General features: G+C 72.5%; 13 protein-coding genes. 4 read left to right on the forward strand and 9 right to left on the reverse strand.

The annotated features are described in order from the left end of the window. The 4 genes from ACFHWE_RS21045 to rimP form a co-directional block, all read right to left on the reverse strand. The coding region (locus ACFHWE_RS21045; protein ID WP_416603496.1) for a translation initiation factor IF-2 N-terminal domain-containing protein at positions 1-829 on the reverse strand (829 nt) is incomplete at its 3' end. Positions 830-1,041: 212 nt separating this feature from the next. Then, positions 1,042-1,371 carry a YlxR family protein gene (locus ACFHWE_RS21050; protein WP_416603497.1) on the reverse strand — a complete coding sequence of 110 codons (330 nt, stop codon included), beginning with the start codon at positions 1,369-1,371 and terminating at the stop codon, positions 1,042-1,044. A gap of 13 nt (positions 1,372-1,384) precedes the next feature. Next, positions 1,385-2,407 carry a transcription termination factor NusA gene (gene nusA / locus ACFHWE_RS21055; protein WP_416603542.1) on the reverse strand — a complete coding sequence of 341 codons (1,023 nt, stop codon included), beginning with the start codon at positions 2,405-2,407 and terminating at the stop codon, positions 1,385-1,387. Positions 2,408-2,431: 24 nt separating this feature from the next. After that, a complete protein-coding gene (gene rimP, locus ACFHWE_RS21060; protein ID WP_416603499.1) occupies positions 2,432-2,914 on the reverse strand; it encodes a ribosome maturation factor RimP in 483 nt (160 codons plus the stop codon). A 347-nt stretch (positions 2,915-3,261) separates the two neighbouring features. On the opposite strand from rimP, the gene ACFHWE_RS21065 reads away from it, so the two are divergent. After that, positions 3,262-3,855 carry a hypothetical protein gene (locus ACFHWE_RS21065; RefSeq protein ID WP_416603500.1) on the forward strand — a complete coding sequence of 198 codons (594 nt, stop codon included), beginning with the start codon at positions 3,262-3,264 and terminating at the stop codon, positions 3,853-3,855. Beyond that, positions 3,848-4,312 (forward strand): DUF4439 domain-containing protein, encoded by a 465-nt coding sequence (locus tag ACFHWE_RS21070; RefSeq protein ID WP_416603502.1) that lies wholly within the window; start codon positions 3,848-3,850, stop codon positions 4,310-4,312. The genes ACFHWE_RS21065 and ACFHWE_RS21070 overlap by 8 nt, the downstream gene beginning before the upstream one ends. A 52-nt stretch (positions 4,313-4,364) precedes the next feature. On the opposite strand, the gene ACFHWE_RS21075 is transcribed toward ACFHWE_RS21070, so the two are convergent. Further along, complete coding sequence (locus tag ACFHWE_RS21075; RefSeq protein ID WP_416603544.1) at positions 4,365-6,101, reverse strand: proline--tRNA ligase; 1,737 nt, start codon at positions 6,099-6,101, stop codon at positions 4,365-4,367. Positions 6,102-6,252: 151 nt separating this feature from the next. Between ACFHWE_RS21075 and ACFHWE_RS21080 the strand changes: the two genes are divergently transcribed. Both ACFHWE_RS21080 and ACFHWE_RS21085 read left to right on the forward strand, forming a co-directional pair. Next, the gene (locus ACFHWE_RS21080) at positions 6,253-7,101 is read left to right on the forward strand and encodes a spermidine synthase (protein WP_416603504.1); all 849 of its coding nucleotides are present in this window, start codon (positions 6,253-6,255) and stop codon (positions 7,099-7,101) included. Positions 7,102-7,837: 736 nt separating this feature from the next. Next, positions 7,838-8,188 (forward strand): hypothetical protein, encoded by a 351-nt coding sequence (locus ACFHWE_RS21085; RefSeq protein WP_416603505.1) that lies wholly within the window; start codon positions 7,838-7,840, stop codon positions 8,186-8,188. Between the two features lie 34 nt (positions 8,189-8,222). Here the strand turns inward: ACFHWE_RS21085 and ACFHWE_RS21090 are convergent, their stop codons facing one another. The 4 genes from ACFHWE_RS21090 to ACFHWE_RS21105 all read right to left on the reverse strand — a co-directional run bounded on the left by ACFHWE_RS21090 (position 8,223) and on the right by ACFHWE_RS21105 (position 12,453). Then, a complete protein-coding gene (locus ACFHWE_RS21090; protein WP_416603507.1) occupies positions 8,223-8,522 on the reverse strand; it encodes a Dabb family protein in 300 nt (99 codons plus the stop codon). Positions 8,523-8,948: 426 nt separating this feature from the next. Then, a complete protein-coding gene (locus ACFHWE_RS21095) occupies positions 8,949-9,218 on the reverse strand; it encodes a DUF6406 domain-containing protein (protein WP_416603509.1) in 270 nt (89 codons plus the stop codon). 180 nt (positions 9,219-9,398) lie between these two features. Beyond that, complete coding sequence (secA2, locus tag ACFHWE_RS21100; RefSeq protein WP_416603510.1) at positions 9,399-11,705, reverse strand: accessory Sec system translocase SecA2; 2,307 nt, start codon at positions 11,703-11,705, stop codon at positions 9,399-9,401. A 133-nt stretch (positions 11,706-11,838) separates the two neighbouring features. Further along, positions 11,839-12,453, reverse strand: coding sequence for a GTP-binding protein (locus tag ACFHWE_RS21105; RefSeq protein ID WP_416603512.1), 615 nt, complete (start codon positions 12,451-12,453; stop codon positions 11,839-11,841). Positions 12,454-12,892 lie beyond the last annotated feature (439 nt).

A 12,892-nucleotide genomic window follows, 5' to 3' on the forward strand; every position in this document is an offset into this window, starting at 1 on the left:
GGTCGCCGCCCTGGGGACCCGGACGCGGACCGCCCGGACCACCCGGACGCGGACCGGGACGGGGTCCCGGACGCGGGCCGCCGGAGGCACCGCCGGGGCGCGGGGCGCGCTGGTCGCCGCCCTGGGGACCCGGACGCGGACCGCCCGGACCACCCGGACGCGGACCGGGACGCGGAGCGTTCCCGCCCGGACGCGGGCCCGGACGCGGAGCGGTCGGCTTGGACCCCATGCCGGAGGCGTTGGACGCGAACGGGTTGTTGCCCGGACGCGGGCCGGTGGGACGCGGACCGCGGCCGCCCTCGGAGCGGCCCGCGCGCTCGCCGCGCTGCGGACGCTCGCCGCGGCCGCCCTGCGGGCCGGGCTTGGGCGCGGCGGGACGCGCGCCGGCGTCGCCGCGGGGCGCCTTGGGCCCCGGCTTGGGCGCGGCCGCCCGCGGGGCCGCCTCGCTCTTGGCCGCCTCGCTCTTGGACGCCTCGCTCTTGGACGCCTCGGCCTTGGCGGCCTCACCCTTGGGCGCTTCGCTCTTGGGGCCGGGCTTGGGCGCCGCGGGGCGCGGTCCCGGCTTGGGTGCGGGCCCCGGCTTGGGGGCGGCCGCACGTGTGGATCCGGACGCGGCGGAGCGCGGCCCCGGCTTGGGAGCCGAACCGCTCTTCTTCCCACCGCCCTGGGATCCGTCGTTGAAAGCCTCTTGCAGGCGTCGTACGACCGGTGCCTCTATCGTCGAGGACGCCGAACGGACGAATTCGCCCATCTCGTTGAGCTTGGCCAGGACGGCCTTGCTCTCTACTCCGAACTCCTTGGCGAGTTCGTACACCCGGACCTTCGCCACTACTCTCCTTCAGCTTCGGTCCGGGACATGGGCACGTGCCGGACCGTTGTCAGCTCGAGTTACTCATCGCTGCGTACTCATCAGGCGCTCATCGCAATCTCGACCTGCTTCCTCATCGCTACACAACAATGGGCCGGTTGTGCGTGCCGACACAGCACGGCACGCCGACCTCGGTGAGTACAACACCGACGATCGGCTCAGACATTCCAACCCTAACCGGAACCGGGCACGGTTCCGCCACTCGGGGCGGAGCCGATCAGCGCCTCCACGCGGGAGAGGTCCCACTGGCCGGAGCCGTGGGCGCCCCGCTCCCGGAAGGCCCGCGACCACACTCTGCGACGCACGGCGAGCTCCAGGCAACGCCGGTCGTCGTGCAGGTAGGCACCGCGCCCTGGAAGACGGCCCCGGGTGTCGGGCGTGATGACCGTGCCCTCGGCCACCAGCCTCACGAGGCCGGACTGGACTGCCCGTGACCGGCACCCCACGCACGTGCGCACGGGTCGGCCAAGACCGCCTTCTCCCACCCTATCGCGTCGTGACACGGGTTCGATCCGATCAGTCGGCCACCGGAGCGCCGTCGGCGTCCGCGCCGGTCCCGTCGGCCCCCTCCGCCGTGTCGGCGTCGGGCTGGGCGTCGGAGCGGATGTCGATGCGCCATCCGGTGAGTCGCGCGGCCAGGCGGGCGTTCTGCCCCTCCTTGCCGATCGCCAGGGACTGCTGGTAGTCGGGGACGATCACGCGGGCCACCTTGGCGGCCATGTCCAGGACCTCCACCGAGTTGACGCGTGCGGGCGAGAGCGCGTTGGCCACGAACACTGCCGGGTCGTCGGAGTGGTCGACGATGTCGATCTTCTCGCCGTGCAGTTCGGCCATGACGTTGCGGACGCGGCTGCCGAGCGGGCCGATGCAGGCGCCCTTGGCGTTCACGCCGCCGCGGTTGGAGCGGACCGCCATCTTGGTGCGGTGCCCGGCCTCGCGGGCGATGGAGGCGATCTCGACGGTGCCGTCGGCGATCTCGGGCACCTCCAATTGGAAGAGCTTGCGCACCAGGTTGGGGTGGGTCCGCGACAGGGTCACCGACGGACCGCGGTGGCCCTTGCGGACCTGCACGACGTAGGCGCGCAGCCGCTCGCCGTGCGTGTAGGTCTCCGTGGGCACCTGCTCCTGCGGGGGCAGGACGGCCTCCAGCCTGCCGAGGTCGACCAGCACGTTTCGGGGGTCCCGGCCCTGCTGGATGATGCCGGAGACGATGTCGTGCTCGCGCCCGGCGAACTCGCCGAGGGTCATCTCGTCCTCGGCGTCGCGCAGGCGCTGGAGGATGACCTGCTTGGCGGTGGAGGTCGCGATGCGGCCGAACCCGGAGGGGGTGCCGTCGTACTCACCGACCACCTCGCCCTCCTCGTCCAGCTCGGCCACCCACACGGTGACGTGGCCGCTGGAGCGGTTGAGTTCGACACGGGCGCGCTTGTCCGCGCCCTCCTCGCGGTGGTAGGCGATCAGCAGGGCGTCCTCGATGGCCTTGGCGACCAGCTCGACCGAGATGTCCTTCTCGCCCTGCAAGCTGCGCAGGACACTCATGTCAATATCCACGGGGCTCCCCCTCTAGTCCGCCGCGTCGGTGCCGGCGTCGCGGCGGAATTCCACCTGCACCCTGCCCTTGGCCAGTTCGGCGTGGGCGAAGGTGCGGGGCTGACCCTCGATCTCCAGGGTGACCCCCTGGTCATCGGTGCCGGTGATACGGCCGGTGACCTCTCCCCCCTCGACGAGGGCGGCCTTCACCAGCCGACCGCGGTTGCGTCGCCAGTGCCTCGGCTGGGTCAGCGGCCTGCTCACACCGGGTGAGGAGACCTCCAGGTTGTAGGGCAGCTCGCCCATGACGTCGGAGGATTCCAGGGCGCCGTCGACGTCCTGGGTGACCTCGCCGATCGTGTCCAGGTCAACACCGTCGTCGGAGTCCACGATCACGCGCAGCACCCGCTTCTTGCCCGCGGGCGTGAGTTCGACGGCCTCCAGTTCCAGCCCGGCCTTGGCCAGGACCGGCTCCAGCAGCTCGGCGATGCGCTCCTCGCGCGCCTGCGCTCCCATGTCGTGTTGCCCCTCCAACAGCGAAATCCCGCCCGCTCGGCCGGTGGGCCGTCGTGTACGGGGCGGTCCAGCTCTGTACGTAGTCTGCGACGTGTGGGTCCGCCTCCGGGAAGGCGGACCGGCCGCCCTCGCGTGTGAGGTGCGGTCGTGCTGCAAGGGTATCCACACCTGGGAGCGTTCCAGGTCCCCCGAAGCGGCCAGGGCGCGTCGGCGGGCGCCGGAGCGCCCGCCGGGGCGGGGATCGGGGGCTCCTTCCATGGAAGGATAGGCTCCGGCCGTGTGAGGGCGGCCGTCGCTTGCGGGCCGCGAGAACCGCGCCCGGGGCGCGGGACACGGGAGGAGGCCGGGTGGGCCGGGATCGGGGCGGAGTCAGCCGCCGTGCCGTGCTGGGCGCCGCGGTGGCCGGTGCCGCCGTCGGCCTGGCCGGATGCGGCCGGGTGGACTGGTACCCGCGGGAGGTGGCTCCGGAGGAGTACGTCCTGCGGTCGGTGCTCCGGGAGAAGGAGCGGACGGTGGCCCGCTACGAGGCGGCGCTGGCCGGCGGCGACCTCCCCGAGGAACTGCTGCGCGGCGCGCTGGAGCGCCACCTCTCCCACGTGGACGCGCTCACGGAGGCCCTGCCGGAGGACCCCCTCACGGCTGCCGACGGGAGCGGCGGGGCGTCCGGAGCGACGGCCGCGGCCGTCCCCGAACCGGAGGAGGTCCTGGACGCGGCCGGGCTGCGCGCGTTGGAGGCCGCCGCCGCGAGCACGCGCATCGACCAGGCCCTGGACGTCTCCGACCCGGGGATCGCACAGTTGATCAGCGGGATCGGCGCCTGCGAGGCCGGACACGCCTACCTTCTGGGCCGGCTCGAAGGGGCCGGGGGCGAAGAGGAGGACGGCACCGGCGGCGGGGCCGGGGAAGAGGCCGACGGGGAGGAAGAGGTCGCGGATGTCTGAGAGTCCCGCCCCCGGGGAGGGCGCACGCACCGCGGAGGGCACGGGTGCGGCGGAGGAGGCGCTGGCCGAGGCGCTCGGCGCGGAGCACGCGGCGGTGCACGGGTACGAGTTCGTCCGCGGCGCCGCCGGTGACGAGGGGCGGCGCGACCGCGCGCTGACCCACATGGACCACCACCGGGAGACACGCGACGCGCTGCACGCGGCCGCCGTGGAGCGCGGCTTCGAGCCGACCCCCGCCCGCCCGGCCTACCCGCTGCCCGAGGGGCGCGGCGAAGCGGCCCTGGACGGCTACGCCGTGGGGCTGGAGGGGGCCGCCGCTCGGGCGTGCCTGTGGCTGTCGGCGGCCGGGGACGCCGGGCTGCGCGCGCTCGCGGCCCGGACCCTGCAGGAGGCCACCGTGCGGGCGCTAGTGTGGGGCGGCGAGCTCGACGCCCTGCCCGGGTTCGACGAGGCGTGACCGCCGCCCGGGGGCGCCGCGGACCTTCCGCGCGCGGCGTCCCCGGGCGGACTCAGGCCTTGCAGGCGGCCTCGGCGCGGTCGACGGCATCGGCCAGGGCGATCTCCTCGCGCTCACCGGTGGCGCGGTCGCGCAGCTCCACGAGCCCGTCCTTGAGGCCGCGGCCGACGATGACGGCGGTGGGGATGCCGAGCAGTTCGGCGTCGGTGAACTTCACCCCGGGCGAGACGCCCTTGCGGTCGTCCACCAGCACGCGCAGGCCGCGCGCCCGGAGCTCCCCGGCGATCCGCAGCGCCTCCTCGATCTGCTCGCCCTTGCCGGTACCCACCACGTGCACGTCGGCCGGGGCGACCTCGCGCGGCCACACGATGCCCTTGTCATCGTGCGACTGCTCCACGATCGAGGCCACCGCGCGGGAGACGCCGATGCCGTAGGAGCCCATCGTGACCCTCTTGGGCTTGCCGTCGGGGCCCAGTGCGTCCACACCGAAGGCGTCGGTGTACTTGCGGCCCAGTTGGAAGATGTGGCCGATCTCGATGCCGCGCGCGGTGTACAGCGTGCCCCGGCCGTCCGGCGAGGGGTCGCCGTCGCGCACCTCGGCGACGTCGATGGTGCCGTCCGGGGTGAAGTCGCGCCCCGCGACCAGGTCCAGCACGTGGTGGTCGGTCTCGTCGGCGCCGGTCACCCAGGAGGTGCCGGTGACCACACGCGGGTCGACCAGGTAGCGGACCTTGTTGTCGATCAGGGCGCGCGGGCCGATGTAGCCCTTGGCCAGGAAGGGGTTGGCGGCGAAGTCGGCCTCGTCGAGGAGGGCGACCTCGGCGGGTTCCAGGGCGGCCTCCAGGCGCTTGAGGTCCACCTCGCGGTCACCGGGCACGCCGATGCCGAGCAGCTCCCAGTCCTTCGCTCCGGGCTCGCGCGTCTTGACCAGCAGGTTCTTGAGGGTGTCGGCCTCGCTGAAGTCGCGCCCCAGGCCGGCGGCGTTGAGGAAGTCCACCAGTGTGCGGATGGTGGCGGTGTCCGGGGTGTGGTGGACCCGGGCCTCGGGCAGCCCCTCGACCGGGAGCGCGGGCGGTGCGGGGGTGGCGACGGCCTCGACGTTGGCGGCGTAGTCCGATCCCGTACTGCGCACGAAGGTGTCCTCGCCGGTGGCGGCCACGGCCAGGAACTCCTCGGAGGCCGACCCGCCCATGGCCCCGGAGGTGGCCGAGACGACCACGTACTCCAGGCCGAGGCGGTCGAAGATGCGGATGTAGGCGGCGCGGTGGGCGTCGTAGGAGGCCTGGAGGCCCTCGTCGTCGATGTCGAAGGAGTAGGAGTCCTTCATGTGGAACTCGCGCCCGCGCAGCACCCCGGCCCGGGGCCGCGCCTCGTCGCGGAACTTCTCCTGGATCTGGTACAGGACGACGGGGAAGTCCTTGTAGGAGGAGTACTCGCCCTTGACCAGGAGGGTGAACAGCTCCTCGTGGGTGGGGCCGAGCAGGTAGTCGGCGCCCTTGCGGTCCTTGAGGCGGAAGAGGGTGTCTCCGTACTCGGTCCAGCGGCCGGTCGCCTCGTAGTACTCCTTGGGCAGCAGGGCGGGGAGGAGGACCTCCTGGGCGCCGATGGCGTCCATCTCCTCGCGCACCACCCGGGACACGTTCTCCAGGACCAGCTTGCCCAGGGGCAGCCACGAGTAGACGCCGGGGGCGGCCCGGCGCACGAACCCGCCGCGCACGAGGAGCTTGTGGCTGGGCACCTCGGCGTCCGCCGGGTCCTCGCGCAGGGTGCGCAGGAACAGGGTCGACATCCGCAGTAGCACGGCCACTCCTCGTTGCTGGCGCCCGGCGGGCGCGCTGTGGGGACACTCGGAAGACCCAGGTTAGTGCCCTCGGGAGCGCACCGCGCCGTGTGCGGGAGACCGGCCATAGTCTGGGACGGAGCGAACGGGGGAAGGGGCCATGGGCGGACGCAGGGCGCGTGAGCGCGAGAGGGAGGAGGACACCGGGGTGCCGGGGGCGGAACTGCTGGCCGACGCCGACCGGGCCGACTCCTGGTTCCTGGTGGTGGAGGGCACGCCGCAGTCACACGTGGATCTGTCCGACCCCGCCTACCTGGACTTCTCCTACGTGCGGCGGATGGCGCACGCCGCCGACCTGGTGGCCCCGGAGGGCGAGCCGGTGGAGGCCCTGCACCTGGGTGCCGGGGCCCTCACCCTGGCCCGCTACATCGCGCACACCCGGCCGGGTTCGGACCAGCGGGCGGTGGACGTCGACGCCCCGCTCGTGGAGATGGTGCGCCGCCGGCTGCCCTGGGACCGGCGGGCACGGCTGCGCGTGGGGATCGGCGACGCCCGGGAGTGGATCGCCGCCCGCCGTGACGCGAGTGCCGACCTGGTTCTGGCCGACGTGTTCGCGGGAGCGCGGACCCCGGCGAGGCTGACGTCGGTGGAGTTCTACGCCGAGGCGGCCCGGGTACTGCGCCCCGGCGGGTTCCTGGTGGTGAACGTCGGCGACGGGCACGGCCTGGCGCACGCGCGCGGCCAGGCCGCCACCGTGCGGGCGGTGCTGCCGCACGCCGTGCTGACCGCCGATCCGGGTGTACTGCGCGGACGCCGGTTCGGCAACCTGGTGCTGGTGGCGGGGCACCGGCCGCTGCCCGCCGACGAACTGGGGCGCCGGGCGCACCGCGACCCGGAGATGGCGCGCCTGGTGGAGGGGCGGGACCTGGACCGGTTCACGTCGGGCCGGGTACCGGTCCGCGACGCCGACGCCGTAGACTCCCCCGCTCCCCCCGAAGGGGTGTTCTAGGCGGCGGCCGTACTCCCCGGGGAGTAGGCACGGCACGGGAGACCGTTCCTGGGGACGGCTCGCCTCCCCGAGGCGCCGGCCGTACTGTCGGTGGTGTGGTGGCACGACTTCCCGGGCCCGCGCGCCGACACCCGGAGGTTCCGGCGGCGGTCTCGGTTCTGGTGTGGACGGCGCTGGCCCCGATGGTTTCGGTCATGTTCCTCGGGCAGGTTTGGCTCTACCGAATGACGCGCCATCCGGTGTCCGGTCCGGGTTTCCTCGTTTGAGCCCGCGCGGGGACACCGCAGGCCACCCCAGTTCCCGGGGTCGCGCCGCGACCGGCGGGCCCCGGATGACCGTACGCCGTTCCGGCGTGGCGGGTTGTCACGGCGGCGCGCGGGGCACCCCTGTCCCTGGGACGCGCACCCGTGATGCCCCTCCCGTCGCCGGGAGGGGGACCGGCACCGTCGGCACGGGTACCGCCGAGACCCCGAGGAGGAATCGTGACCGACACACCGACCACTCCCCCCGCCCTGGGCGGGTGCAGCTGCGGCTCCGGGTGTAGCTGCGGCTGCCAGAGCGGCAGTTCCTGCAACTGCGGGGGTGCCTGCTGACAGCGGCGCACCGCGGGCGGGCCGTCTCTCCCCCCGGGGGGCGGTCCGCCGGTCGCCGCCGCGCGTAACGCGACAATCGGCGATGTTGTCTATACCCTGTGTGACATCGCGAGGTTGCGCGTCCACGCGTTGGGAGATCAGCGATGGCATCGTTCACCACTCCGACGCCGCGGGGAGGGGCCCCCTCCGAGCACGCACGGCTGCTCCGGTGCGTGCAGGGGATCCGGGACCGCTCGACCCGCGCGGTGCCGTGGGAGCCGGACACCGTCGGCCTCCCGAAGGCGCGTTCGTCCAGCGCGCTCTCCCGGATCAACGACGTCGCCTTCTACGCGAACGCGCGCGAGGAGGTCACCGCCCTGGCGGGGGTCTGCCTGGACCTGCTCCTCCTCCACCGCCCCGGGGAGGGCGACACGCCCGACGGGGACGGATGCCTGGGCTGCTGCCTGTCTTGGCCGTGCCCGACCTTCGGGGAGATCTCCCGGCTCCTGACCTGACCCCGGCACGGCCGCCGCGGTCGGGGAACGGACTCTAGGTTGGGAGGCGGAACTGGACGGCGGCGCGCCCGGCGAGCATCGGGCGGATGACCTTCAGCGCGGCCTGGTGCGCGGGGTGGTCCCGGTAGGCGGCGAACCCGTCCTCGTCGTCGAGGTCGGCCACCACTGCGAAGTCGTGGTTGCCCTCGCCCAGCCCCAGGTCGGACCCGAAGGCGTAGGAGCGCAGCGCGGGAACGGTGCCGGGCAGACCGGCGAGGAGCGCCTCGACCTCGGCGACCTGGGCCGGGGTGACGTCGTCCCGCCACGAGAAGAGTGCGATGTGTCGGATTCCCATACGGGAGAACCTATCCCCTCCGGCCTCCACGAGGGGCGGGGCCAGGCCCAGGGGCGGGGGACAGCCCCTGGGACCGGCCGGAGCGGTGGGGCGCAGCGGCCCGCCGACCCACGAGGGCATGCCCTCCGAGACCTCGTGCGCCCGATACGGGGCGCGCCCCACCCCGCCGACGTTAACGAACAGGCGATAACGCGAACACCCTCCAACGGGTAACCGGAATGTCTCGATCACCCGAAACCGACACCCAAGGGAAACACCGCACACATAGGAATCGTCCGACTCCGCTCCGCACTCGGCGTCCGAACTCGGCGGGGAAGCGGCCGATCGGGGGCCACCCCCTCCCGAGCAGCGGGAACGAAAACGTGGCAGTGGGTTGCAATTCCCATCAGAAAACAAGGAAAAGGCCCCGGTTTCCGGGGCCCGCGATCAACTGATCCGTGTCGCCAGGAGATACGCCGTGGGCGCGTCGGCGTCGACGATATCCGTGACTTTCCAGGCCCGGCCGCCAACGGTGAAGACATCGCCCACACGGACGTCGATCATCGGGGTGGGGCGCCACTCTTTGGGACCGCCGATCTTGGCGACAGGCTCGCCGTCCTCGGAGATCCAGAACTGGCCGCCGCCCACTGGACCGCCCTCGAAACGATCGTTTCTCCCGTAACTGATCTTCTCCTGCTCGCCGATCTCATGAACCACTGTGGCCTCAGTCTCACCGTCTCGGATTCCGTTGAAAACTCCGCCATGTTAACCCGGAACCGGCAATGCCACACCGATCCTTCGGGCCGCATCGACATTTTGGACGAAGGATCTGACAAAAGTAATGCGCGGGCGGGACTTTGGTCCCAACCCGCGCACCGACCGAAACGGCGGCCCCGGTCAATCGCCGTTGGCGGATCCCCTGCCGCCCTTGAGACGGCCCACCAGGGTCTCCAATGCGGAGCTGAACGGGTGGTCGTGCACCATGTACGTCCACGTCATGGACGGGCGCTTGACCCCCACGTCGCCGACGTCCAGCGCGCCGTCGCGCACCTCCAGTTCGGCGAAGCTGTCGGCGGCCCGCTCCCGGGCCTCGTCCAGGAAGCCCTTGAAGACGGGCACCGCCTCGCGGTTGAACTCGTCCAGCGGGTCCCTGCGGCCCAGGAACCTCAGGTGGATGCCCTCCCGCAATTCGGACAGGAAGGCGTTGTGGTCGGTCCACCCGCGGTCCAGGTGGTAGAGGGTGATCAGGCGGGCCGCCTGCGCGACCTCGTCCCCGCCGAGCTCCCCGACCAGTTCGGCGTGGCGCTCCTTGCGGTCGGCGGCGATGGTGCGGTCGCCCTCGTCGCCGGTCAACACCTTCTCCCGGTGCTCCAGGACCACGTCGCGCTGCACGTCGATGAGCTGGTTGTAGCGCCACGTGTTGCGGTGCACCTCCAGCAACTGCCCCTCGGAGACCCGCTGGGCGTGGTCGACCTGGGCCAGCCACCCCTCGTCGGTGATCTCGCCGTCGTCCGCGGTCCGGTACCCGGTGGTCTCCGAGGCGTGGTTGACCAGCAGGTCGTCGTCCATACTGACGAAGAAGACGGAGTCGCCGGGGTCACCTTGGCGCCCCGCGCGCCCCCGCAACTGCCCGTCCAGGCGGCTGCTGGGGTAGCGTCCGAACCCCATGACGTAGAGACCGCCGGTGCCCACCACGCGCTCGCGGTCGGACATGTCGCTGCCGCCCAACCGGATGTCGGTGCCGCGCCCGGCCATCTGGGTCGAGACCGTGATCGCGCCGTAGGTGCCGGCCTCGGCGATGATCGACGCCTCGTCGGCGTCGTTCTTGGCGTTGAGGACCACGCACTCCAGGCCCGCCTCGGCCAGGCGCCCGGCGAGCACCTCCGACTCGGCCACGTCCTGCGTGCCGATGAGGATCGGGCGGCCCGTCTTGTGGACCTCCTCGACCCGTTCGACGAGCGCGTCCTCCTTCTCCTCGCGCGTGGCGTACAGGCGTGTGCCGTGGTCCTCGCGCACACATGGCTTGTTTGAGGGGATGACGGCGACCTCGAGTTCGTAGAACTCGCGGAGCTGCTCGGCCACGGCCATCGCCGTACCGGTCATGCCCGCGTGCGTGGGGTAGCGCAGCACCAGGGACTGGACGGTGATGGAGTCGAGCACCTCGCCGGTCTCGCTGAGGGCCACCTTCTCCTTGGCCTCGACCGCGGCCTGGAGCCCGTCTGGCCAGCGCTGGAGCAGCGCGATCCGGCCGCGGGACTCGTTGATCAGGCGCACCTCGCCGTCGCGCACGACGTAGTGGACGTCGCGCTGGAGCAGGACGTGGGCGTGCAGCGCCAGGTTGACCTGCGGAAGGACGGTGGTGTCGTCCTCGGAGTAGAGGTCCACCCCTCCCAGGGCCTTCTCCACCGCGTCGATACCGGCGTCGGTGAGCTGGACGTTGCGGCCCTCGCCGTCGACCTCGTAGTGCAGGCGCGGGCTGAGCGTCCGGACGACGTCGGCCATCTCCACGTCCGCGGCCACGCTCTCCGCCGCCCCGGCGAGCACCAGGGGGACGCGCGCCTCGTCGACGAGCACGGAGTCCGCCTCGTCGACGATCGCGACCTCGGGCACCGGGACGACGCGGTCGGCGATGTCGGTGACCATGCGGTCGCGCAGGACGTCGAAGCCGAGCTCGCTGACGGACACGTAGGTGATGTCGCACGAGTAGGCCTCGGCGCGCTCCTCGGGCGCGGAGTCCTCGTTGATCCACCCGACGCTCACGCCGAGCATGTCGTAGAGCGGACGCATCCACTCCGCGTCGCGGCGCGCGAGGTAGTCGTTGACGCTCAGGACGTGCACCCGCTTGCCGCGCAGGGAGAACCCGGCGGCGGCCAGGGCGCCCGCGAGGGTCTTGCCCTCACCGGTGGCCATCTCCGCGACGCGACCGTCGAGCAGGGCCATGGTGCCGAGCAGTTGCACGTCGAAGGGGCGCTCGTCCAGCGCGCGCCGCGCGGCCTCACGGCCCACGGCACACAGCGACACGAGGTCGTCACGTTCGTAGGGAAGCTCGGCGTTCCCGAGTTCGATGGCCCGTTCCGTCAGCTCGTCGTCGCCGAGCTCACGCAGACCATCCTCCTCGGCCTCGATCGCCGGCAGGAGCTTGGTATAGGGCCGCAGGTCCACCGCTCCGGGCTTGCCCAGGAGTCGGCGTACGCTTTCCGCCATTCGTCCGAACACCACGCCAGGGTAACGCCGGGCGCAAGCCCTTGCTTCCCCCGCACCCCTGAGCCGTCCGGACCACAGGCGACGGATGGAAGCGCGCGAGGACGGTGGCGGTCCGGGGGCGGAGAGACACGCCCTAGACGAGTTGGCGGACCGAGCGCTGCCGGGACTCCACGGCCATGGCGTGCTTGACGAGGGTGACCAGCACCCCCACGACCGAGTTGCGGTCGCGGGCGTCGCAGTGGACGACGGGAACCTCGGGGGTGAGGTCGAGGGCGTCGCGCAGGTCGTCGGCCGTGTAGGGGCTCTCGGGCGAGAAGTCGTTGACCGCGACGACGAAGGGGACCTGGTACTGGCGCTCGAAGTAGTCCAGTGCCTGGAAGGTGTCCTCCAGGCGCCGGGTGTCGGCCAGGACCACGGCGCCCAGGGCGCCTCTGACCAGGTCGTCCCACATGAACCAGAACCGCTGCTGTCCGGGGGTCCCGAACAGGAACAGCGTCAGGTCGGTCTCCAGGGAGATGCGGCCGAAGTCCATCGCGACGGTGGTGCTGGTCTTGTCCGGCGTGTGGGAGAGGTCGTCGACACCGGCGCTGGCCGCGGTGACCGCGGCCTCGGTCCGCACCGGCGGGATCTCGGAGACGGCGCCGACGAAGGTGGTCTTGCCGACCCCGAACCCGCCGGCCACGATGATCTTCGTGGACAGTCCGGTCGCTGTTCGGCCGTGGCTGGCGTTGCTGGCTGCGTGGATCACCGTTGGGTCCTCACGGGAAGAGCCGGGAGTGCGGCCGGGGCCCGGATCACCGGGGCCGGGCCGTGGAGGGCAGGGCGCCCCGGATCCGAACCGCGACCGGGGGCACCGTGCCTGGAACCTAGCACCGGACCACCGTCGGTGAAGGCGTTTCGGGAGAGAAAGAGGCACAGGGACGGGAATCGCGTGCTTCGCCCCACCGCCCGGCGGCAGTTCACGGGCGTACACCGGTTCCCGCCCCGCGTGGGCGTCTTTATCTGATTGTGAGCGACCGTATCCGGCCGCGTCCGGACCTGTCCCCGACCGGCGGCGGAGTCTACGGTGGGTGCGGACCCCCGCCGAAGCGCGGTCGCGGACGGCTCCTGGCACGGGCGCGCGGCCACCGCGGGGGGCGGCGCCCCGTCGGCCCGCACCCGTCCACGCGGACCGGCGGGGCACCGCC

Source organism: Nocardiopsis sp. LOL_012, from assembly GCF_048060475.1.
GTDB lineage: Bacteria > Actinomycetota > Actinomycetes > Streptosporangiales > Streptosporangiaceae > Nocardiopsis.